The following is a 21,170-nucleotide window of genomic DNA, read 5'->3' as shown; positions in this document are numbered from 1 at the left end:
GCAACGGCGTGGTCGAGCAGACCCGCCGGCACGCCGCCGTCGCCGCACTGCTGCGGGTGCCGCACGTCGTGCTGGCCGTCAACAAGATGGACCTGGTCGGCTACGCGGAGCCCGTCTTCGCCGCCATCGCCGAGGAGTTCACCGCGTACGCCGCCTCCCTCGGCGTGGGCGACGTGCTGGCGGTCCCGATCTCCGCCCTGGCCGGGGACAACGTCGTCGAGCCCTCCGCGCACATGGACTGGTACGGCGGCCCGACCCTGCTGGAGCACCTGGAGACGGTGCCGGTCGGCAGCGACCCGAGCGCCGAGCCGGCCCGCTTCCCGGTCCAGTACGTGATCCGCCCGCAGACCGAGGAGCACCCCGACTACCGCGGCTACGCGGGCCAGTTGGCCTCCGGCGTACTGCGCGTCGGAGACCCGGTCACCGTCCTGCCCTCCGGGCTCACCAGCACCGTGGCCGGCATCGACGCGCTCGGCCGGGAGACGGACCTCGCGTGGGCCCCGCAGTCGGTCACCGTCCGGCTCGCCGACGACCTCGACATCTCGCGCGGCGACCTGATCGCCGCAGGGGCGACTCCCGCGCCCACCAAGGACATCGAGGCGACCGTCAGCCACCTCAACGAGCGGCCGCTGCGCGCCGGGGACAAGGTGCTGCTCAAGCACACCACCCGTACGGTGCGCGCGCTGGTCAAGGAGATCTCCTACCGGATCGACATCGACACTCTCGAACAGCGCAGCGGCGCCGAGGGGTTGAACGTCAACGACATCGGCCACGTCCGGCTGCGCACCGCCGAGCCGCTGGCCCTCGACGGCTACTCCGACAACCGCCGCACCGGCTCGTTCCTGCTGGTCGACCCGGCCGACGGCACCACCCTCACCGCCGGCATGGCGGGCGAGGCCTTCGAGACCGTACGCACCAACGACGCACCCGACGCATCCGAAGAGGAGGACTGGGTCTGATGCCCAGCGAGGCGTTCTCGGGCATGGACAAGGAAGGCGGCCGCATCGGCAGCGGCGTCCTCGGCAGCGGCCAGGGCGGGCTCACCCGATGTGCGGGCCGGCAGGGCTGAGAACGCCCTGTCACCGGGCTGTCTTCCCCCACAGCCGCCCGGCTTGCCCCCGGCACACCACTGCCGCGCGCACCATCTTCCGAACCGTCCATCCGAGACCGTTTCCTGACGGTCCGTCCGTGAACAGGACTTCGACCATGGCACCGAACCCGGCCCCCTCGCATACCCGTGTCCGCCCCGACGCCGGCCGGATCAGACGCACCGCCGCGGCCGCCGCCGCCGGCCTGACCGCCGTCGCCCTGCTGTCGGCCTGCGGCTACGGCTCCAAGGCGGACAAGTCCTTGGACACCAAGGGCGACGCCGCGGCCACCGCGGCGGGTTCCGGCGCGAAGCTGTCCGCGGACACCGTGAAGATCGGCTACTTCGCCAACCTCACCCACGGCACGCCGCTGGTCGGCCTCCAGGAGGGCATCTTCCAGAAGGAGTTGGGCGCCACCCAGGTCAAGACCCAGGTCTTCAACGCGGGCCCGGCGGAGATCGAGGCGCTCAACGCCGGCTCGATCGACATCGGCTGGATCGGCCCCTCCCCCGCGATCAACGGCTACACCAAGTCCGAGGGCCAGTCGCTGAAGATCATCGGCGGTTCGGCCTCCGGCGGCGTCAAGCTGGTGGTCAACCCGGACAAGATCTCCTCCCTGGACGACCTCAAGGGCAAGAAGATCGCCACCCCGCAGCTGGGCAACACTCAGGACGTGGCGCTGCTCAACTACCTCGCGGGCAAGGGCTACAAGGTCGACGCGGCCTCCGGCGCGGGCGACGTCTCGGTGGTGCGCACCGACAACAAGGTCACCCCCGACGCCTACAAGTCCGGCTCCGTCGACGGCGCCTGGGTGCCCGAGCCCACCGCCTCCAAGCTGGTCACGCTCGGCGCGAAGGTCCTGCTCAACGAGAAGGACGTCTGGCCGGACAAGAAGTTCGTGATCACCAACATCATCGTCTCGCAGAAGTTCCTCAAGGAGCACGCGGACGTGGTGGAGGCCGTGCTGCGCGGCTCGGCGAAGACCAACGCCTTCATCAAGGCCAACTCCGACAAGGCCAAGGCCGACGCCAACGAGGCGATCAAGAAGGAGGTCGGCAGCGCTCTGGAGCCGGCCGTCCTCGACCCGGCCTGGGCCGACATCGAGTTCCTGGACGACCCGCTGGCGAACACCCTGCAGGCCGAGGCCGACCACGCCGTCACCGCCGGGCTGCTCAAGAAGCCGAACCTGAACGGCATCTACGACCTCACCCCGCTGAACAAGGTCCTCGCCGCCCAGGGCCAGGCCGCCGTGTCGGACGCCGGGCTCGGCGCCAAGTAGCGTCCACAGCAAGGCCGTTCGCCTCCGACCCCGCAGTCCGGCCCCCGACTCCGCGGTCCGGCCCCCGCCCGTCCGGTCGATCCCCGATCGATGCCCACCGGGACGGGCGGGGCCCGGGCCACGGCCCCGGCTCCGCAGCCCCACGCGGCCCACGCAGACCACTCACGCAGGAGGTGCCCGCATGAGCGAGCGCAGCGAGCGAATCATCAAAAGGCGCGCATGGGCGAATGCCCCTGCCGAGCGAAGCGAGGCGGGCGCATGAGCCCGGCACTGACCACCTCGACGGCCGCCCCCGGCGCCGACGCCCCCGGCAGCGCGCCCGCCGTCCGGATCTCGCACGTACACAAGTCCTTCGGCCGCCCCGGCGCACAGACCCACGTCCTGGACGACATCACCCTCGATGTCGCGCCCGGCGAGTTCGTCACCCTGCTCGGCGCCTCGGGCTGCGGCAAGTCCACCCTGCTCAACCTGGTCGCCGGCCTCGACCGGCCCACCGCCGGCAACATCGAGGTCCCCGGCGGCCGCCCCGCGCTGATGTTCCAGGAGCACGCGCTCTTCCCCTGGCTCACCGCCGGCAAGAACATCGAACTCGCCCTCAAGCTGGCCGGCCTGCCCCGCCCGGAGCGCCGCGCCGAAGCCGAGCGGCTGCTCGAACTCGTCCGCCTGGACGGCGCCTACGGCAAGCGGGTGCACGAGCTGTCCGGCGGCATGCGCCAGCGCGTCGCGATGGCCCGGGCGCTCGCCCAGGGCAGCAAGGTCCTGCTGATGGACGAGCCGTTCGCCGCGCTCGACGCCATCACCCGGGACGTGCTGCACGACGAGATCACCCGGATCTGGGCCGAACGGCAGCTGTCCGTCCTCTTCGTCACCCACAACGTGCGCGAGGCCGTACGGCTCGCCCAGCGCGTCGTCCTGCTCTCCTCCCGCCCCGGCCGGGTCGCCCGCGAGTGGCACATCGACCTGCCGCAGCCGCGCCGCATCGAGTCCGCGGGCGTGGCGGACCTGTCCATCGAGATCACCGAAGAACTGCGTGGGGAGATCCGTCGCCATGGCCAGCACTGACACCACCCCCGTCCTCGACAAGACCGCCCCCGGCGCCGCCGCCACGGACACCGCCGGGGTCGGCGCGGGCCTGGACGCACTCGACAGCGTCACCGCGCACCGCGGCTCGCTCGGCGAGGCGCTGCGGAAGAAGGCGCTGCCGCCGCTGATCGGCGTGCTCGTGGTGCTCGCGCTGTGGCAGGGCGCGTACAGCCTGCACCTCACCTCCTCGTACAAGCTGCCCAGCCCCGCGGACGTCTGGCACTCCGCCCAGGACCTCTGGTACCAGGGCACGCTGTTCTCGATCATCTGGACCAGCGTCTGGCGCGGCCTGTCCGGCTTCCTGCTCGCCGTCGTGATCGGCACCCCCATCGGCCTGGTGGTCGCCCGGATCAGGCCGGTGCGCACCGCGATCGGGCCGGTCCTGCAGGGCCTGCAGTCGCTGCCCTCGGTCGCCTGGGTGCCGGCCGCGGTCATCTGGCTCGGCATCAACGACCAGATGATGTACGCGGTGATCCTGCTCGGCGCCGTCCCGTCGATCGCCAACGGCCTGGTGGCCGGCATCGACCAGGTGCCGCCGCTGTTCCTGCGCGCCGGACGCACCATCGGCGCCACCGGCCTGACCGGCGCCCGGCACGTCCTGATCCCGGCCGCCCTGCCCGGCTACCTCGCCGGCCTCAAGCAGGGGTGGGCGTTCTCCTGGCGCTCGCTGATGGCCGCCGAACTCGTCGCCTCCTCCCCCGACCTCGGCCGCGGCCTGGGCCGCTTCCTGGAGGACCAGCGCGAGTTCTCCGACATGTCCGGGGTCCTGCTCGGCATCATCCTGATCCTGTTCGTCGGCATCGCCATCGAGCTGCTGGTGTTCACCCCGGTCGAGCGCCGGGTACTGCGCAACCGCGGCCTGCTGGGCACCGGCAAGTGAGGCACCGCTGATGCCCGCCCTCCTCCTCATCGCCCACGGCAGCCGCGACCCGCGCCACGCCGCGACCGTGGCCGCCCTCGTCGAGGAGGTGCGGGCCCAGCGGCCCGGCACCGAGGTCGCCACCGCCTACCTGGACCACTGCGCACCGCGGATCCCGCAGGTGGCGGAACGGCTGGCCGGCACGGCCGACGCGGTGGCCGTGCCACTGCTGCTCAACCGGGCGTTCCACGCCAAGCACGACATCCCCGCCGCCCTGCGCGCCGCCGGCTCCCGACTGCCGGTGGCGGACGTGCTCGGTCCGTCTCCCCTGCTGCTAGCCGCCCTGGACCGGCGCCTCGCCGAGGCCGGCCTGGACGTCGCCTCCCCCGCCGTCCGTGCCCGTACCGGGGTCGTGCTCGCCGCCGCCGGCTCCTCCGACCCGGCCGCCGACACGGCGACCCACGCGGTGGCCGCCGAGTGGCGCCGCACCCGCGGCTGGGCCGCCGTCGAGGTCGCGTACGCCTCCGCCGCCGGCCCCCGCGTCCCCGACGCCCTCGCCGCCCTGCGCGCCGCCGGCGCCGAGCTCACGGCCGTCGCCCCCTACCTGCTGGCCCCGGGCCTCCTCCCGGACCGCATCGCGGCCGCAGCCGACGGAGCCGACCTCGTGGCCGACGTCCTCGGCCCCGCCCCCGAACTCGCCGCCCTCCTCCTCCAGCGCCACGACGAGGCCCGCCGCACGGTGCAGGCCGTCCCGGCCCTCACGGCCTGAGCCGTCAAGAGGCCTTGCGGTGCTGGTACTCGGCCACCGCAGCCGTGATCACACTGAGCGGCACCGGAGCGCGGGCGGCGCATCCGGCGGGGGGCCGGATGCGCCGCCGTATCGGGAGGCCCGGTCAGATCCGTCGCAGGGTGAAGGTGTCCGTCGGGTGGCCGGAGTTGGCGGCGGCCAGGCCGCCGGAGAGCTGGTAGAGGCTGCCGGCCGGGCCGGCCACGGGGGCGGTGGGGGTGGCGTCGGCGGAGGGGCGGACGGCGGTGAGGCGGGCGGTGCGCCAGTGGTCGTCGGAGCGCAGTTCGACCTCGGCGTCGCGGCCGGAGCCGAAGAAGGCGTTGGTGACGCCCGCGATGGAGCCGTCCGGGCGGCCGAGCAGGCCGTCCAGGTGGAGCAGGGCCTCGCCGCCGCTCACCTCGACGCGCCGCAGGGCGGCCGGGTTCCTCAGCGGGACCTGCCAGAGGGTGCCGTCGTCCCACTTGCCGAGGACCAGCCGGCCCTCCCGGTAGACGATGCCGTTGAGGCCGTACGAGCCGGGGGCGGCGGCGAGGCGCTGGTCGCGCAGCAGGACGGAGGCGGTGCCGTCGGGCGCGACCCGGTAGACGACCGGGGCGAAGGAGTCCGTGACGTACGCGGTGCCGTCGGGGCCGAGCGCGATGTCGTTGGCGAGGTGGTTCCCGCCGTCGGCGGCGACGGCGGCGAGGTCGGTGTAGAAGAGGCGGCGGCCGGTGTCCAGGTCGTAGGCGCCGATCCCGGCGAGCCTGCCCAGGGTGGCCGCGCCGCTGCGCTCGCCGATGCCGTTGTCGAGGTTGGTGACCAGGATGCGGTGGCGGAGCGGGTCGATCCGCAGGCCGGCGATCTCGGTCAGCGTGCCGGGGTCGTCCACCAGAGTGCGGACGCTGCCGTCGGTGCCGACGGCGGAGACGGTGCCGTGCCGCAGCGAGCCGAGCAGGAAGCGGTGGTGGGCGGCGTCCCAGACGCCCGACTCGGGCACCAGGGTGGGTGCGTGGCCGGTGACGACGGCCGGGGCGGGCCGGTCGGCGGCGGCCGCGGCGGGCAGGGTCGCGGCCGTGCCGAGCAGGGCGGTGGCCGCGGCGGCGACCAGGGCGCGGCGGAGAGTACGGTGCTGACGGTTGCTCATCGAGCTCATCGGGCTCATCGGGATTCCCTTGCGCGTGCGGTCCGTTGACGTGATCAAGCCTCGCGCGGCCGGGCGGTCCGCAGCAGTGCGTGGGAATACTGGTAGTTCGACTACCAGGGAGGACGGGGGGAGATGGTCGAGGTGGAGGACGCCCAGGAGCGCCGGACGGCGCTGTCGAGTTTCCTGCGCAGCCGCCGGGCGCGGCTGACGCCACAGGACGTCGGGCTGGCGCCGGGGGTGCGGCGGCGCACGCCGGGGCTGCGGCGGGAGGAGCTGGCGCTGCTGGCCGGCGTGGGGGTGACCTGGTACACGTGGCTGGAGCAGGGGCGGGACATCCACCCGTCCCCGGAGGTGCTGGCGAGCCTGGCGCGGACCCTGCGGCTGGACCGCGCGGAGACGGCGTACCTGTTCCGGCTGGCCGGCAGCCATCCGCTGGACGGCGAGGTGGCCGCGCCGGGGGACGTCCCGGTGCCGCTGCTGCGGCTGATGCACGCGCAGTGGCCGGCGCCGTCGTTCGTGATGGACGCCAACTGGGACATCCGTGCCTGGAATCCGGGCGCGGACGCGCTGTTCGGCCTGACCGGCCGGCCGCCGCAGGAGTGCAACCTGGCGTGGGTGGTGTTCGGCAACCCGGTGCACCGGGCCCGGGTCGAGCACTGGGAGGAGCACGCCCGCCGTTTCCTGGCGCAGTTGCGCTCCGCCTACGCGGAGCGCGGCGGGGAGGCGACGGCGGTCGGGCGCCGGCTGGCCCGGATGATCCGGCAGGTGCGCGGCGAGTACCCGGAGGCGCACCGCTGGCTGGACGAGCACCAGGTGGCCGAGCGTTCGGGTGCCGAGAAGCTGATCCGCCACGAGGTGGTGGGCGTGCTGCGGATCGACCAGCACGTGCTGCTGGCCGACGAGGGGCTGCAGCTGATCGTGATGTCGCCGCGCGACGCGGAGACGGAGGACCGGCTGCGCCGCCTGGCCCCTTCCCCTACCGCTACTGCGGCGGCGGTGGTCTGAGACGGCACGCGCCCCGGGCCCCCTCGCGGTGAGGGGGCCCGGGGCGCGTGCGCAGGAGCGCGGTCGGTCAGTCGAACGAGCGGCGCTGGCGCCCGGTCCCGTAGTTGCCGCCGGTCTTGGAGCCGCTGCCGGGCTTGGCGCGGCCGGAGGAGCGGCCGATGAAGCCGGCCGCCTGCGGGCGCTCGCCCTGGGCGGCGGCGCCCATCCGCTGCTTGGGGCGGGGGCGGCGCGGGTTGCCGTTCATGTCGACGTCGGTGGGCAGCCCGGAGCGCTTGCCGGAGCGGCGGCGCGGGGCACCGGCCTTGGCGCCACCGCGCCCGCCCGACGTCGAATCCGCCGAACCGGTCGTACCGGCCGCCGCGGCCGCCTGGGCCACCGGTACGGCCAGGGTGACCGGGACGCCGCTCGGCGTGCGGGCGCCGGTGATCCGGGCCAGGTCGGCGTCGCCGGGGCGGATCTTGGTGACGGTCGGGCGGATGCCGGCCACCGTCATCAGCCGGTTGACCTCGCGGCGCTGCTCGGGCAGCACGAAGGTGACGACCGTACCGGACTCGCCGGCCCGGGCGGTGCGGCCGCCGCGGTGCAGGTAGTCCTTGTGGTCGACGGGCGGGTCGACGTTGACGACGAGGTCGAGGCCGTCGATGTGGATGCCGCGCGCGGCGACGTTGGTGGCGATCAGCGCGCTGACGTGGCCGTCGCGGAACTGGTCGAGGACCCGGTTGCGCTGCGGCTGGGACTTGCCGCCGTGCAGGGCGGCGGCCTTCACGCCGTTGGCGAGCAGCTGCTTGGCGAGCCGGTCGGCGCCGTGCTTGGTGTGCACGAACATGATCACGCGGCCGTCGCGGGAGGCGATGTGCGCGGCGGCGGAGGCCTTGTCGGCCGGTTCGAGCTGGAGGACGTGGTGGTCCATGGTGGTGACCGCGCCGGCCGAGGGGTCGACCGAGTGGGTCACCGGGTCGTTGAGGAAGCGCTTGACCAGCCGGTCGACGTTGCGGTCCAGGGTGGCGGAGAACAGCATCCGCTGCCCGCCCTCGGCGACCTGCTCCAGCAGCTTGGTGACCTGCGGCAGGAAGCCCATGTCGGCCATCTGGTCGGCCTCGTCCAGGACCGTGATGGCCACGTCGGAGAGGTTGACGTCGCCGCGCCCGATCAGGTCGTCCAGCCGGCCCGGGGTGGCGACCAGGACCTCGGTGCCGCGGCGGACGGCGTTGGCCTGCTTGTTGATCGACATGCCGCCGACGACGGTGGTGATCCGCAGGTTGACGGCGGTCGCGTACGGGGTGAGCGCCTCGGTGACCTGCTGGGCCAGCTCGCGGGTGGGCACCAGGACGAGCGCCAGCGGGTACCGGGCGACGGCGCGCTTCCCGGCGGTACGGGCGAGCAGCGGCAGGCCGAAGGCCAGGGTCTTGCCGGAGCCGGTGCGGCCCCGGCCGAGCACGTCGCGCCCGGCGATCGAGTCGGGCAGCGTGGCGCCCTGGATCGGGAAGGGCTCGGTGACGCCCTGGCGGCCGAGGGCGGAGAGGATCCCCTTGGGGAGCTCCAGCTCGGCGAAGGTGGCCGCCGGGGGCCGCGAGGGGGTGGCCTGGACCACGGTGAACTCGGCGGCCTCGGGCACGGCGGTGCGGGCCTGCTTGGGGGCGCCGGAGCGGCCGCGCGGCTTGCGCGGGGCACCGCCGCCGGCGGCGCGGCGGGTCTGGTCGGTGGTGCGGGGGCCGCGGTCGCGCGGCGTGCGGGCAGGGGTGGTCACGTGATCTCCATGCGTCGGTCGGCAGCCCGCGTCGCGGACTGGTCGGCCGTCGGAGTCGAATGCGCCGCCCCGGCCGTACGGCGGCATGAGCGGGGGCCCGCACCGTGCGGTGCGGGCCCCCGCTTCGCGATTATCGCGAGTCAGCGTGGAGGCTGACGTCAGCCGATGATCTGGATGTTCTCGGCCTGCGGGCCCTTCTGGCCCTGGGTGACGTCGAACTCGACCTTCTGGCCCTCGAACAGCTCACGGAAGCCCTGGGCCTGGATGTTCGAGTAGTGGGCGAAGACGTCGGCGCCGCCGCCATCCTGCTCGATGAAGCCGAAGCCCTTTTCGCTGTTGAACCACTTCACGGTGCCGGTAGCCATAACCGTCTCCTCTAAAACTGGGGCATCAGGGATCCACACCTCGTGAATCCCCAAGTAGCCGCGATCCCCATCCGGAGACTGAAACACCGGACAAAACAAATGCGCCTGTTGGTTGGAACCAGCAGGCGCACATACACGTTCATGGGAACCAAAACTGCAACTGAGTCGACTGTAGCACGCCGACACCCCGGGCGACCGGCGTTTTTAGGCTGAACAGATCACGTTTGGCGCCCCTGGAGAAGGGGCAGGCGGCGTCCCGCCGAAGCGGGACGCCGCCTGCCCTCACGAGCGGTCCGTCAGTGCCGGCCGGCCGGCTCCGGCGCGCCGTGCGTACCCGCCAGCGGGGCCGGGCCGCCGCCGTGGCCGTGGCCGGGGGCGTCGGCGTGGCCGGGCCACCAGGCGCGGTGGCCGAGCAGCGCGGTGAGCGCGGGGGTGAAGAACATCGCCATCACGAAGGCCGCGATGATGATGCCGATGGCGATCGAGAAGCCCATCTCGCTCATCATCGTGTTGCCGGCCAGCAGCATGGTGCCGAAGGTCGCGGCCAGGATGAACCCGGCCGCGGCCACCGTCGGACCGCCGTGGCGGATGGCCTGGCTGGCCGCCTCACGGGGGTCGCGGCCCTCGCGGGCCTCCTCGCGCAGACGGGCGATCATCAGGATGTTGTAGTCGGTGCCGATCGCGACCACGAACAGGTAGATCAGAATCGGCAGCATGAACATCAGACCGGCCTCGCCCTTGATGTTCTGGAACACCAGGGTGGTGGCACCGAGGGTGGCGCCGAAGCCGAGGCCGACCGAGGCCATCAGATACCACGGGGCGACCACGCTGCGGAGCAGCAGACCGAGGATGATCATGATCAGCACGGCGGCGATCGGGAAGACCAGGCTGTAGTCGTGGGCCATCGCCGTGTTGATGTCCTTCAGCACGGAGGTGGTGCCGGAGACGTAGACCTTGGTACCGGCGGGCGCCTGGTTGTGGGCGACGGTGCGGACCTTGCCGATGGTGTCGATGGCCTTGTTGGTGGTCGACTCGTCCTTCAGCACGACCGTGACGTCGACGGTCGAGCCGTCCTTGCTGACGCCGCGCTCCGGGTTCGGCATCGCGGCGCTGGCCACGCCGTCGACCTTGCCGAGGTCGTTCACGTAGCCCTGGAGGGCGGCGAGGTCGATCTTGTTGCCGTTCTCGCTGGTGACGAGGACGTGGGCGGGGTCGGCGGCGCCGGCCGAGTAGGCCTTGATCATCGCATCCTGGACGACCATCGACTCCGCGGTCTTCGGCATGGAACTGCCGGCCATGTCGAAGGTGCCCTTGTAGCCGAGCGCGGCGAGCGCGAGGCCGACCATCACCAGGCCGGAGACCAGGGCGGCGACGGCCGGGCGGCGGCCCACACTGCGGCCGATGGCGGCGAAGCGGGCGTTCGAGGGCTCGCGCTGCCAGGCCTTGGAGGGCCAGAACAGGACCTTCTCGGGGATCAGGCACAGGATCGCGGGCACCAGGGTGACCGAGGCGATCGCGGTGACGGCGACGGCGATGGCCAGCGCCGGGCCGAGCGCCTTGAACATTCCGAGGCTGGACAGGACGAGCACGGCGAAGGCGACCACGACGGCGCCGGCGGCGGAGGTGATGGCCTCGCCGACCCGGCCGACCGCGTTGGCCACGGCCTCCTTGCGGTTCTCCCCGGCCCGCAGCCGCTCGCGGTAGCGGAACATCAGGAACAGGAAGTAGTCGGTGCCGACGCCGAAGAGCACGACGGTGAGGATCTGCGACATCGAGCTGTCGGCCTTGAGGCCGAACCAGTCGCTCGCGAAGCCGATGAGACCAGTGGCGACCATCGAGTAGATGAACACCGAGATGACCGGCAGCAGCGCGACGAGCGGGCTGCGGAAGATGATCCCGAGCGTGAGCAGGATGATCACGACCGTGCCGAGGCCGATCAGCACGCCCGCCATCTTGCTGGAGTCCTTCTGGTCCAGGTTGGTCGCGGCCTCGCCGCCGACCTGGTACTTCAGGTTGGTTCCGGCGGCGAGTTCCTTGCCGTCGTCACGAAGCTTCTTGGCTGCGTCGGTGTACTCGTTCGACTGCCTCTTGGTCTTGTCGATGGCGACCAGCGCCATCGCGTACTTGTGGTCCGCGGAGTACGAGTGCATCTTCTCGGACACCGGGAGGACCTGCTCGACCAGCGGGATGTTCTTGTCGGCCAGGCCCTGGGTGATCTTGTCCATGGCGGCCTGGTCGTTCGCGTCCAGCGCGCCCCCGTCGGTGCGCTCGAAGAGCAGCAGCGCGGACGGCGACTTGTCGGACGGGAAGGCCCTCTGCTGCAGCTGCGCGGCCTGGATGGACTCGTAGTGCTTGGGCAGGAAGTCCGCCTGGTCGGTGCTGGCGGTGAGCGCGGGAGCGGACCCGATGATCGCGACCGCGGCGATCAGCCACGCGCCGATCACCCACCAGGCTCGACGGACGACAAGGTGTCCTAGTCGGTGGAACATGCTCGAATGCCTCCTGGGCATGGTTCACCGCAGCCCTTGGGGGACGGGACGCTGGGCGACGGCAGGACCGGCCGGAGGTGCACGAGGGCACGCCCTTGCCGGTCGGCAGGTAAGTAGGTCTGGGCATCATCCTACGAGTACTTGCTTGCCGCCCGGCAAGGAGCCCCCGTAATCCAACCCCCGTACGAGGCCGCCCCGAACGGCCCCGACCCAGTTTCTCCCGAGCACGAGCCCCTTGACCTCGTGCTCCGGGTGGAGTCATCTCCCCCTCAGGGTGGAGGTGGGTCCCCTACCCCTGAGGAGGAGGTCTCGGGGTCGGGCGGTAGGGAAAACCCCACCCCGCCCCCGAGGCAAGCCCCAGGGGCGGCTCACCCGCCAGCCGGATTACCGGCCGATCCCCCGTTCCCTACCGTCTGTTGCGACGCCGGATCCGCACCCGGCGCGCAGCGGCAGGCGGCACCGGACCACGGCCGCCACCGTTCCCGACCGGCGACGCCCGCCGCCGCTCTCCCAGGGGGGACCACCCGTGAAGCCCGCGAACACCAGACTCGCGAACACCAGACCCGTTCAGACCGGACCGGCGAGTACCGGACCCGTTCAGGCCGGACCCGTAAAGGCCAGGCTCGGCATGGCTGCCGCGATGGGCGCCTGGAGCGCCCGGCACCGGAAGACCGCCGTCTTCGGCTGGCTGCTCTTCGTCGTGCTGGCCACCATGCTCGGCGGCATGCACGGCAGCACCAAGGTGACCGAGGCCGAGTCGATGCCCGGCCAGGTCTCCCGGGCCGCGAAGATCCTCGACGACGCCGGGCTGAAGAGCCCGGCGAGCGAGACCGTCCTGGTGCAGAGCGCCACCCGCAGCGCCGACGACCCCGACTTCCGCGAGGTCGTCGCCCAGGTCGTCTCCGCCGTCGACCGCACCGGCAAGGCCGCCGGGATCCGCTCCCCCTACGACACCAAGGCGGTCTCCGCGGACGGCCACTCCGCGCTCGTCCTGCTGACCCTCAAGGGCGACCAGGACGAGGCGCTCGCCAACGTCGCGTCCGTACTGGACGCGGTGGCCGGCGTGCAGAAGCAGCACCCCGGGCTGACCGTGGTCGAACTCGGCGACGCCAGCTCCGGCAAGTGGATCCAGGACCAGTTCAAGAACGACTTCGCCCGCGCCGAGTGGACGGCCGTGCCGCTCGCCCTCGGCATCCTGCTGATCGCCTTCGGCGCGCTGGTCGCCGCCGTGCTGCCGGTGGTGCTCGCCCTGACCGCCTTCGTCGCGGCCGCCGGCCTGGTCATGCTCGGCAGCGGGCTGCTGCACACCAGCGACGACGCCAGCTCGGTGATGCTGCTGGTCGGCCTCGCCGTCGGCGTCGACTACTGCCTCTTCTACCTGCGCCGCGAGCGCGAGGAGCGCGCCGCCGGGCGCGACGCGCGGACCGCGCTGACGGTGGCCGCCGCCACCAGCGGCCGGGCGGTGCTGGTCTCCGGGGTCACCGTGGTGGTCGCGATGGCCGGCATGTTCCTCACCGGGATCGCCGACTTCCGGGCGATGGCCTTCGCCACCATCCTGGTCGTGATCACCGCCGTGCTCGGCTCGCTCACCGTGCTGCCCGCGCTGCTGTCCATGCTCGGCGACCGGGTCGAGAAGGGGCGGGTGCCCCTCCTCGCCAGGCTGCGCCGCCCGGACGCCGCGCAGACCGGGGGCCGCTTCTGGAACGCGGTGCTGACCCCGGTGCTGCGCCGCCCGCTGGCCGCCACCGTGCTCGCCGGGGCCTTCCTGCTCGCCCTCGCCGCGCCCCTGCTCACCATGCACACCGCCAACCTCACCTTCCAGCAGCAGCTGCCCAGGGGCAACGAGCTGGTCGCCGCCTCGCAGAAGATCGAGGCCGCCTTCCCCGGCAGCCCGGCCCCGGCCACCGTCGTCATCAAGGCCGCCGACATCGGCTCCCCCGCGATGACCGCCGCGATCGCCGACCTCAAGGCGAAGGCCCTGGCCAGCGGCCGGATGCACGGCCCGGTGGAGGTCGCCGTGCACGCCGACAAGAACGTCGCCACCGTGGACATCCCGCTCGACGGCACCGGCAACGACGCCACCAGCAACGCCGCGCTGAAGACCCTGCGCGAGGACCTGGTGCCCGCCACCGTCCTGAAGGTGCCCGGCACCGAGGCCCCGGTCACCGGGCGAACCGCCGGGTCGTACGACTTCAACGCCAGGATGACCGGCTCGATGCCACTGGTCTTCGGCTTCGTGGTCGCCTTCGCCTTCCTGCTGATGCTCACCTCCTTCCGCTCGCTGGCCGTGGCCGGCACCGCCGTGGTGCTCAACCTGCTCTCGGTGGGCGCCGCGTACGGGGTGCTGACGCTGGTCTTCCAGCACGGCGTGGGCGCCTCGCTGCTGGGCACCGCCGGGGTCGGCGCGGTGGAGTCCTGGGTGCCGCTGTTCCTCTTCGTGATCCTCTTCGGGCTCTCGATGGACTACCACGTCTTCGTGGTCTCCCGGATCAAGGAGGGCCACGACCGCGGCCTGCCGACCCGGGCCGCGATCGCCCACGGCATCCGCTCCACGGCCGGGGTGGTCACCAGCGCCGCGGTGATCATGGTGGCGGTGTTCGGGGTCTTCGGCACCCTGTCGATGCAGGCGATGAAGCAGATGGGCGTGGGCCTGGCGGTCGCGGTGCTGATCGACGCGACGGTGATCCGCGCGGTGCTGCTGCCCTCGGTGATGAGCCTGCTCGGCGACCGCAACTGGTACCTGCCGCGCTGGCTGGGCTGGCTGCCGGACCTCTCGCACGGCGAGGCCGTCCCGCCGCTCGGCGCCGCGAGCACCCTGCCGGGGCAGCCCGCCGCCCCCGCTTCCCCGGCTTCCCCGGTGGACGGGGCGCGGCACCGCAGGGTTGAGGTGTGAACCGACACCGGTGACGCGAGCCGGCACCGGTGACGCGAGCCGGCGCGAACCACGCCGGGCCCCGCAGCGCGCGGGGCCCGGCGTCCGTGCGTCATGATGATCACCGTCCGGGATCCCCCGGGTGAACCCCGGCGGAACGGAGCCCCGGCATGATCCCCTTCGACGAGGGCCGCGCCCGGCTGCTGCTCGCCCGCGCCTGCGATTCCGCCGGGCTCCCGGGCCCCGGCGACGCCCCGCTGCTCGCGCTCGGCGAGAACGCCGTCTTCGACCTCGGCGACCCGGCCGTGGTCGCCAAGGTCGGCCGCGGCCCCGAGCTGTACGACCGGGCGCACCGCGAACTGACCGTCGCCCACTGGCTGGCCGGGCAGGGCGTCCCGGTGGTGCGGCCGTACGACGCCGTGGCGCCCGAGCCGCAGTCCGCCGACGGGCACCCCGTCACCTTCTGGCACCGGCTCACGCCCGCCGTCCGCCCGGCCCGCCCGGTCGACCTCGCCCCGCTGCTGCACGCCCTGCACCGGCTGCCGGTGCCGCCCGTCCCGCTCGGCCGGCGCGACCTGCTGGCCCCGGTCGAACGCTGGCTGGCCTCCGCCGAGGGCCACGTCGCCCCCGAGGACGTCGCCTTCCTGCGCCACCGCCGCGCCGCCTTCGAGGCCGCCCTGCCCGACCTCGTCCCCCGGCTGCACCCCGGCGTGATCCACGGCGACGCGCTGCCGCGCAACGTCCACGTCGGCCCGGACGGGCCGGTCCTGCTCGACCTCGAATTCGTCGCCGACGACCTGCGCGAACACGACCTGGTGGTCCTCGCCCTCGCCCACGACCGCTACGGCGTGCCCGCCGAGGAGTACGACGCGTTCACCGCGGCGTACGGCTGGGACGTGCGCGAGTGGCTCGGCTTCACGGTGCTGCGCGGGGCCCGGGAGACCGCCAGCGCCTCCTGGGTCGCGCAGCAGGCGGCGAGCAACCCGGCCGCGCTGGCGGAGTTCCGGCGCCGGGTCGACTCCCTGCGGGACGGGGCCACCGGGGTGCGCTGGTACCCGTTCTGAGGGCGGACGGGCGGGCGGGCCGTACCCCCGGCCGGCGGTCGGGCCGTACCCCGGCGGGCGGTCGGGCCGTACCCCGTCCGGCCGGTGCACGCCAACCCGTGCGGGTGTGAGAAGACTCCTGGAGCTGACCGGTCCGGCGCGCAACCGAGGCACGTACGCTCGGCGTCCTATCGGACAGTCATCCTGACCCGAGGAATCGGCACCGTACCCGTGCCTCAGGAGCCGCCGTCATGCACCGGACCGCCCGCCGCCCCTCCGCCCCGACCCGTCCGTCCCGCTCCCGGCGCCGACTGATAGCGAGCTGCGTCGCCGTGGCAGCCGCCCTGGGACTGGCCGCCTGCGGGACCGCCAGCGGGGCCCTGCAGTCGCCGAGCACCACCGCGCAGCCGCCGGTCGCCGGACAGCCGAACGGGACGGCCCCGACCACCACCGCCCCGACGCCCGGCTCCGACGGTCTGCCCCCGGCCTCCGGCTCGCCCGCCTCCTCCGCACCGGCCGGCTCCTCCGCCCCGACCGCCCCCGCCGTTCCCGCGAAGCCGCGCACGCCCGCGGTCGCGGACCCGTCCTCCCCCAGCGCGCCCGCCACGACCCCGGTCCCGGCCTCCTCCCCCGCGGCGCCGCCCCCGCACACCGGGGCGGGCACGGTGATCGGCTCCACCGCCTCCGGCGGCCGGACCGTCGCGCTCACCTTCGACGACGGCCCCGGCCCCGCGACCGGCCAGATCCTCGACCTGCTCGCCCAGTACCACGCCAAGGCCACCTTCTGCGAGATCGGCCAGAACGCCGCCGCCAACCCGGCCGTGGTCAAGCGCGTCCTGGCCGCCGGACACCGGCTCTGCGACCACAGCGTCCACCACCCCCAGCCGTTCGCGAAGCTCCCGCACGACAAGGCGGTGTACGAGATCACCGCCGCCCGGGACATGATCGTCCAGGCCGGCGGCCCCGGCACCCAGGTCAGCTGGTTCCGGGCTCCCGGCGGCGGCTTCAACGCCGACAACGAGCAGATCACCGCGAGCCTCGGAATGTCCTCGCTCGGCTGGTCCGTCGACCCCCGCGACTGGTCCCGCCCCGGCGTGCCGGCGATCGTCTCCACCGTCCAGAAGCAGCTCAAGCCCGGCGGCGTGATCCTCATGCACGACGGCGGCGGCGACCGCAGCCAGACCGTGGCCGCACTCAAGCAGCTGCTGCCCTGGCTGGTCGCCCAGGGGTACACCTTCGACTTCCCGGCACAGTAGGGCAGTTGGCGGCCGGTCCCGGGACGGCCGGCCGGCCGCCGACTCTAGGGTGGGTGGCGTGACCGACCGCAGACCCACCCCCGCCGAGCTCGTCGCCGCCGTCCCCGGGCTGGCCCCGTACCTGCGGCCCGCCACCCTGCTCCGCCCCTACGCCGCGACGCCCGCCCCGCAGGCGAGTCGGATCGGCGGCCCCGCGCTCTGGCCGGCCGACCAGCCCTGGCCGCACTGCACCGCCGGCCACCCCGAGGAGGAGCACACCGCCGCCGCCGGGACGGCCGTGATCGTGCTCGCGCACCTGCGCGCCGAGGACGCCCCGCACCTGCCCTGGCCGGACGGCGCCGACCGGCTCCAGGTGCTCTGGTGCCCCAACGACCACGACGACATCCAGGGCGAGCGCTACTACTACGGCCCGGCCGTCGAACTGCACTGGCAGCGCGCCGCCGACCTCGCTCCGGCCACACCCCCGCCGCCCCGGCACAGCGACGAGTACTACCTGCCGACGCCCTGCGCGCTCCGCCCCGAGCAGGTCCTCGACCTGCCCGACCGGGACGAGCTTCCAGGCGAACTCCACGCCGCCACCGAGGAGTTCACGACCCGGCAGGGCATCGAGTACGAGCGGGACCACGGCCGCGCCGACGGCTGGAAGCTCGGCGGCTGGCCGTCCTGGCACTCCACCGACCTCATCCCGATCGACTGCGGGTGCGGCGCCCGGATGGTCCACCTGCTCACCGTGGAGAGCGGCGGCGCCCCTGACCTCTCGGTCGGGCGCCACGGCGAACTGCACGTCTTCGTCTGCCCGGCCGACCTCGCCCACCCGGTGGGCCTGGACCTCCAGTAGACCCGCCGGGTCAGGCAGCGCGAGAGTGCTACCGGGCGGGCCAGCGCGGGTCGACCACCGCCTGCGGGTCCTTGTCGCGGCGCAGCCAGGCCTGCAGGCCCTCCGCCCAGTCCCGGTACCAGCCGATCTGGCGCCGGTGCAGCTCGGCCGGCGCCACCGCGCCCACCTCGGCCGGGTAGCGCCCGGCCAGCGCGACGGCGACCCGGACGGCGGCCAGCGCGTCGCTGCCCGCCTCGTGCGCGTCCGTCAGCTCCACCCCGTACACCTCGCAGACCCGCTGCAGCGTGCGCGAGCCCTTGCGGTACTTGTCCACGGCCCGGTCGATCACCAGCGCATCCAGCACCGGCCCGACCGGCCCGCCCAGGCGCTCCGCGAGCGTCGCCAGACCGTACCGGCCCAGCTCGGCGTCGAGCAGCGACAGGTCGAACGGCGCGTTGAACGCCACCACCGGCCGACCGGCGGCTATCCGCCCGCACAGCGCGGCGGCTATCTCCTCCACCGCCTCCTTCGCCGACCGCCCCTTGCCCCGCGCGACCTCGTCCCCGATCCCGTGGATCGCCTCCGCCTCGGCGGGTATCGGCACCCCGGGATCGAGCAGCCAGTGCGCGGCGCCCACCCGGGCGGCCCCGACGGTGTCCACGAGCGCGGCCGTGACGATGCGGTCCACGGCCGGGTCGGTGCCCGTGGTCTCCAGGTCGAAGCCGACCAGTGGCTGCTGCCACCAGCTCATCAGGTGTGTCCTTCCGTCCTGCCTCTCGAAACAGCCCCTATCATCACCCGCCCCACCGACAATCCGGCTCACGGGGTCGGCCGCTCCCCCACCCGCCGGGCCTGGCTGGTCCTCGGACCCGAACGGAGGAGCCACCCATGAGCACCGCCCCGAACCTGCCCGTGCCCCCTCACCGGCCCGACGAGTCCCACCCGCTGCGGACGATCAGAGAGATCCGCGCGTCCCTTCCCCAGGACCAGGCACGGCACTTCGACGCCGAGCTCGCCGACACCGACATCGACGCGCTGCCGGCGATGCTGCACCGCTGGGCGACGCTGGGCACCGACGGCTTCCTCGACTTCCTTCTGTCGACGCCCTTCGAAGGGCTGGAGTTCGGGTCGCGCTCCTACGACGAGGCGGATCCCGAGTGATCTATCTCCTGGACACGAACGTGGTCGCCGAGCTCACCACCCGGCCGAAACCGGCCCCCGCTGTCGTCGAATGGGCCCGGTCCGTCCCGGCGACCGAACACTGCCGCCTGCTCCGGGGTGGTCGCGGGGGTGGGCTCGGGGGCCGGGCGGTACATGTGGACGTCGATCGGGTCCTCGTGGACGACGGTGAAGCCGTGCCGCTCGTACAGCCGCTGGGCGGCGCTGCCCTGCAGGACGACGAGTCGCACCGGCTCCCCGGCGGCGTCGGCCTCGGCGAGGAGCCGGCGCAGCACGGCGGTGCCGAGGCCGCGGCCCTGGAGGTGCGGGGCCAGGTAGAACAGCTCCAGGTGGCGCCCGCCCTGTTCGTCGGGGCGGACGGTGACGGAGCCCGCGAAGGCGCCTTCGACCAGCAGCACGGAGGTCCACCTGGTGGAGAAGGAGTCCCGTACCCGGCGGCGGGAGCGGTCCGGGTCCCAGCGGCCGAGGCGTTCCAGGTCGGCGCGCATCACCTGGTCCTTGAGGTTGGTGATGCGGTCGAGGTCGTGGAACGCGGCGGGTTCCAGGGTCCAGGCGGGGAGGCTGTTCACGGCCCGCAGTCTTGCAGCGCCCGCACCGCCCCGGCCAGCACGTTTCTCAGGATGTGGGCCTCAGGATGTGGGCCTCAGGATGTGGGCCTCAGGCTGCGGGCCTCAGGCTGCGGGCGTCAGGAGACCGGCCGGGAGTCCCCCCAGAGTCCTTCGAACTCCTCGCGGTAGACCTCCAGCAGCCCGGGCTCGGTGCCTCCGGGCTGCTGGCCGGCGCCGCCGCGCAGCACCAGTGCCGGGGATTCCATGCCGCGGGCGCGGCGCAGGTAGGGCTGGATGACGCCGAGGTCGCGGCTCTGCCGGCGGCCGCCGACCTGGCCGGTCGCGCGGGGGCCTTCGACCAGGTAGGCGGTGAAGCGCGGGGTCTCGTCGAAGACCCTGATCTCGAAGCCGCCCTGGTCCCGCAGTCTGGCCCTGACCCGGCGCACGTGCATGATGTTCATCTCGATCGAGCGGGACAACTCGCCTCTTCCGAGGCCGAGTTCGCGTTCGCGGCGGCGAACCGCGCTGCTCGCCGGGTTGAGGAAGAGCAGCCGTACCCGGCACCCCTCGCCGGCGAGGCGCACCAGGCGCTTGCCGGTGTAGTTCTGGCAGAGCATGCCGAGGCCGATGCCGAGCGCGTCCAGGCGTCGGGCGCCGTCCAGCAGGTCCTCCACGGGCAGGTCGCGCTGCAGCCGGACCCGGTCGGCGTGCACCGCGACCACGTCCGCGTACCGGCCGGCCACCAGGGACTCCACCACGTCGGCGGGCACCCCGCCCGCGCCGCCGTCCAGGACGGCCAGCAGCCGGGCCGCGGCCCGTTCGGTCTGGGCGAGCACGGTCTGGGTGAGCACCCGGTTGCGGGAGACCACGTGCCGGGCGACCTCCAGTTCGTCCAGCGCGAGTTCGATCTCGCGCCGGTCGGCCAGGTACGGCTCGAAGCAGGGCCAGTGCTGCACCATCAGTTCGCGCAGCTGGGGCAGGGTGAGGAAGACCAGCGGGTCGTCGTCGGCCGGGTCGAGCAGGTAGCCCTTGCGGCGGCTGACCTCGCGTACGGCCCCGGCCCGGTGGGCCCATTCCTCGCCGGCCGGTCCGGCGGCGGCGGTGACCCAGTCCTCGCCGTGGGCGGGGGCGTAGATGGGGTGCAGCACCTCGTCCACCAGGGAGCGCAGCCGCTGTTCGACCAGGTTGAGCCAGACGTAGGCGCGGCCGGAGAGCCGTACCCGCTGGTAGGACTCCTCCCATTCGCCGGCCGACCAGGCCAGTGCGGGTATCTCCACCGGTCCGCTCTGGGCGGGCACCAGTGTGCGGCCGGTCAGGGTGGGGCGCATGACGACCGTGGGCGCCTCGCTGCGGGCGCCGCCCCGGTCGGGGCCGTCGGGCCCGAAGCCACGGCCGCCAGCGGGGAACACCATGCGCCACCTCATCTGCGGCTGACCCCCGCGGGCGCGGGGACCGTTGACGGGCCGTTGACAAGCACCGGTCGGCCGGGGCGGCCGGACGATCAAGGGTACTGCCCGCCGAGAGCGGCTGCAGCCGGATGGCCGACGGCTCCGGCGCCCCCACCGGGCCGCTCCCGCCCCCACCAGCGGCCCCACTCTTCACAGGAATACCGCTCGGCCACTCGTTCGGA

18 protein-coding genes are annotated in these 21,170 nt (G+C 73.5%); 11 read left to right on the top strand and 7 right to left on the bottom strand.

What is annotated here, in order from left to right:
* The 5 genes from OP86_RS23685 to OP86_RS23660 form a co-directional block, all read left to right on the top strand.
* Positions 1-959: sulfate adenylyltransferase subunit 1 (locus tag OP86_RS23685; RefSeq protein WP_033333104.1), on the top strand; the 959-nt coding region annotated here is incomplete at its 5' end.
* A gap of 247 nt (positions 960-1,206) precedes the next feature.
* Positions 1,207-2,367 carry an aliphatic sulfonate ABC transporter substrate-binding protein gene (locus OP86_RS23675; RefSeq protein WP_051830474.1) on the top strand — a complete coding sequence of 387 codons (1,161 nt, stop codon included), beginning with the start codon at positions 1,207-1,209 and terminating at the stop codon, positions 2,365-2,367.
* Between the two features lie 258 nt (positions 2,368-2,625).
* Entirely contained in the window at positions 2,626-3,429 is an 804-nt protein-coding gene (locus OP86_RS23670) for an ABC transporter ATP-binding protein (RefSeq protein WP_030260535.1), read from the top strand.
* Positions 3,416-4,330, top strand: coding sequence for an ABC transporter permease (locus tag OP86_RS23665; RefSeq protein WP_030260532.1), 915 nt, complete (start codon positions 3,416-3,418; stop codon positions 4,328-4,330). The genes OP86_RS23670 and OP86_RS23665 overlap by 14 nt, the downstream gene beginning before the upstream one ends.
* Before the next feature lie 10 nt (positions 4,331-4,340).
* On the top strand, positions 4,341-5,078 hold the full coding sequence (locus OP86_RS23660; protein ID WP_030260530.1) for a sirohydrochlorin chelatase: 738 nt from the start codon (positions 4,341-4,343) through the stop codon (positions 5,076-5,078).
* 124 nt (positions 5,079-5,202) lie between these two features.
* Here OP86_RS23660 and OP86_RS23655 read toward each other — a convergent pair whose 3' ends face one another.
* Positions 5,203-6,237 carry a hypothetical protein gene (locus OP86_RS23655; RefSeq protein WP_051830473.1) on the bottom strand — a complete coding sequence of 345 codons (1,035 nt, stop codon included), beginning with the start codon at positions 6,235-6,237 and terminating at the stop codon, positions 5,203-5,205.
* A 114-nt stretch (positions 6,238-6,351) separates the two neighbouring features.
* On the opposite strand from OP86_RS23655, the gene OP86_RS23650 reads away from it, so the two are divergent.
* Positions 6,352-7,224, top strand: coding sequence for a helix-turn-helix transcriptional regulator (locus OP86_RS23650; RefSeq protein ID WP_051830472.1), 873 nt, complete (start codon positions 6,352-6,354; stop codon positions 7,222-7,224).
* A 67-nt stretch (positions 7,225-7,291) separates the two neighbouring features.
* Here the strand turns inward: OP86_RS23650 and OP86_RS23645 are convergent, their stop codons facing one another.
* From OP86_RS23645 to OP86_RS23635, 3 genes are all read right to left on the bottom strand, one after another.
* The gene (locus OP86_RS23645; RefSeq protein ID WP_167344228.1) at positions 7,292-9,058 is read right to left on the bottom strand and encodes a DEAD/DEAH box helicase; all 1,767 of its coding nucleotides are present in this window, start codon (positions 9,056-9,058) and stop codon (positions 7,292-7,294) included.
* 71 nt (positions 9,059-9,129) lie between these two features.
* Positions 9,130-9,336, bottom strand: a complete 207-nt coding sequence (locus OP86_RS23640) for a cold-shock protein (protein ID WP_030060364.1) — start codon at positions 9,334-9,336, stop codon at positions 9,130-9,132.
* Between the two features lie 296 nt (positions 9,337-9,632).
* Positions 9,633-11,825 (bottom strand): MMPL family transporter, encoded by a 2,193-nt coding sequence (locus tag OP86_RS23635; protein WP_051830471.1) that lies wholly within the window; start codon positions 11,823-11,825, stop codon positions 9,633-9,635.
* A gap of 628 nt (positions 11,826-12,453) precedes the next feature.
* Between OP86_RS23635 and OP86_RS23630 the strand changes: the two genes are divergently transcribed.
* From OP86_RS23630 to OP86_RS23615, 4 genes are all read left to right on the top strand, one after another.
* Positions 12,454-14,718, top strand: a complete 2,265-nt coding sequence (locus OP86_RS23630) for an MMPL family transporter (RefSeq protein WP_030060362.1) — start codon at positions 12,454-12,456, stop codon at positions 14,716-14,718.
* Positions 14,719-14,867: 149 nt separating this feature from the next.
* Positions 14,868-15,761, top strand: coding sequence for a phosphotransferase enzyme family protein (locus tag OP86_RS23625; protein WP_030260520.1), 894 nt, complete (start codon positions 14,868-14,870; stop codon positions 15,759-15,761).
* Between the two features lie 230 nt (positions 15,762-15,991).
* On the top strand, positions 15,992-16,996 hold the full coding sequence (locus OP86_RS38860; RefSeq protein ID WP_078589469.1) for a polysaccharide deacetylase family protein: 1,005 nt from the start codon (positions 15,992-15,994) through the stop codon (positions 16,994-16,996).
* A 58-nt stretch (positions 16,997-17,054) separates the two neighbouring features.
* A complete protein-coding gene (locus tag OP86_RS23615) occupies positions 17,055-17,834 on the top strand; it encodes a DUF1963 domain-containing protein (RefSeq protein WP_033333089.1) in 780 nt (259 codons plus the stop codon).
* Positions 17,835-17,862: 28 nt separating this feature from the next.
* On the opposite strand, the gene OP86_RS23610 is transcribed toward OP86_RS23615, so the two are convergent.
* Entirely contained in the window at positions 17,863-18,564 is a 702-nt protein-coding gene (locus OP86_RS23610) for an exonuclease domain-containing protein (protein ID WP_030060358.1), read from the bottom strand.
* Positions 18,565-18,701: 137 nt separating this feature from the next.
* Between OP86_RS23610 and OP86_RS23605 the strand changes: the two genes are divergently transcribed.
* Entirely contained in the window at positions 18,702-18,974 is a 273-nt protein-coding gene (locus OP86_RS23605) for a hypothetical protein (RefSeq protein ID WP_030060357.1), read from the top strand.
* Here OP86_RS23605 and OP86_RS23600 read toward each other — a convergent pair.
* On the bottom strand, positions 18,950-19,561 hold the full coding sequence (locus OP86_RS23600; RefSeq protein WP_063832442.1) for a GNAT family N-acetyltransferase: 612 nt from the start codon (positions 19,559-19,561) through the stop codon (positions 18,950-18,952). The genes OP86_RS23605 and OP86_RS23600 overlap by 25 nt on opposite strands.
* Before the next feature lie 116 nt (positions 19,562-19,677).
* Entirely contained in the window at positions 19,678-20,868 is a 1,191-nt protein-coding gene (locus tag OP86_RS23595; RefSeq protein ID WP_051830475.1) for an SAV2148 family HEPN domain-containing protein, read from the bottom strand.
* Positions 20,869-21,170 lie beyond the last annotated feature (302 nt).

The sequence above is a fragment of the Streptomyces novaecaesareae genome, assembly GCF_000716875.1.
Classification (GTDB): Bacteria; Actinomycetota; Actinomycetes; order Streptomycetales; family Streptomycetaceae; genus Kitasatospora; species Kitasatospora novaecaesareae.
Note: the sequence above shows the minus strand (reverse complement) of the source record. Positions and strands in the feature narration are given on the sequence as shown.

Bases quoted from the DNA above. Each gene is read 5' to 3' on its own strand.
- OP86_RS23670 (WP_030260535.1), top strand. From the start codon at position 2,626: ATGAGCCCGGCACTGACCACCTCGACGGCCGCCCCCGGCGCCGACGCC.
- OP86_RS38860 (WP_078589469.1), top strand. From the start codon at position 15,992: ATGCACCGGACCGCCCGCCGCCCCTCCGCCCCGACCCGTCCGTCCCGC.
- OP86_RS23640 (WP_030060364.1), bottom strand. From the start codon at position 9,336: ATGGCTACCGGCACCGTGAAGTGGTTCAACAGCGAAAAGGGCTTCGGC.
- OP86_RS23610 (WP_030060358.1), bottom strand. From the start codon at position 18,564: ATGAGCTGGTGGCAGCAGCCACTGGTCGGCTTCGACCTGGAGACCACG.
- OP86_RS23595 (WP_051830475.1), bottom strand. From the start codon at position 20,868: ATGCGCCCCACCCTGACCGGCCGCACACTGGTGCCCGCCCAGAGCGGA.
- OP86_RS23675 (WP_051830474.1), top strand. From the start codon at position 1,207: ATGGCACCGAACCCGGCCCCCTCGCATACCCGTGTCCGCCCCGACGCC.
- OP86_RS23635 (WP_051830471.1), bottom strand. From the start codon at position 11,825: ATGTTCCACCGACTAGGACACCTTGTCGTCCGTCGAGCCTGGTGGGTG.
- OP86_RS23605 (WP_030060357.1), top strand. From the start codon at position 18,702: ATGAGCACCGCCCCGAACCTGCCCGTGCCCCCTCACCGGCCCGACGAG.
- OP86_RS23660 (WP_030260530.1), top strand. From the start codon at position 4,341: ATGCCCGCCCTCCTCCTCATCGCCCACGGCAGCCGCGACCCGCGCCAC.
- OP86_RS23630 (WP_030060362.1), top strand. From the start codon at position 12,454: ATGGCTGCCGCGATGGGCGCCTGGAGCGCCCGGCACCGGAAGACCGCC.
- OP86_RS23650 (WP_051830472.1), top strand. From the start codon at position 6,352: ATGGTCGAGGTGGAGGACGCCCAGGAGCGCCGGACGGCGCTGTCGAGT.
- OP86_RS23665 (WP_030260532.1), top strand. From the start codon at position 3,416: ATGGCCAGCACTGACACCACCCCCGTCCTCGACAAGACCGCCCCCGGC.
- OP86_RS23655 (WP_051830473.1), bottom strand. From the start codon at position 6,237: ATGAGCCCGATGAGCTCGATGAGCAACCGTCAGCACCGTACTCTCCGC.
- OP86_RS23625 (WP_030260520.1), top strand. From the start codon at position 14,868: ATGATCCCCTTCGACGAGGGCCGCGCCCGGCTGCTGCTCGCCCGCGCC.
- OP86_RS23645 (WP_167344228.1), bottom strand. From the start codon at position 9,058: ATGCCGCCGTACGGCCGGGGCGGCGCATTCGACTCCGACGGCCGACCA.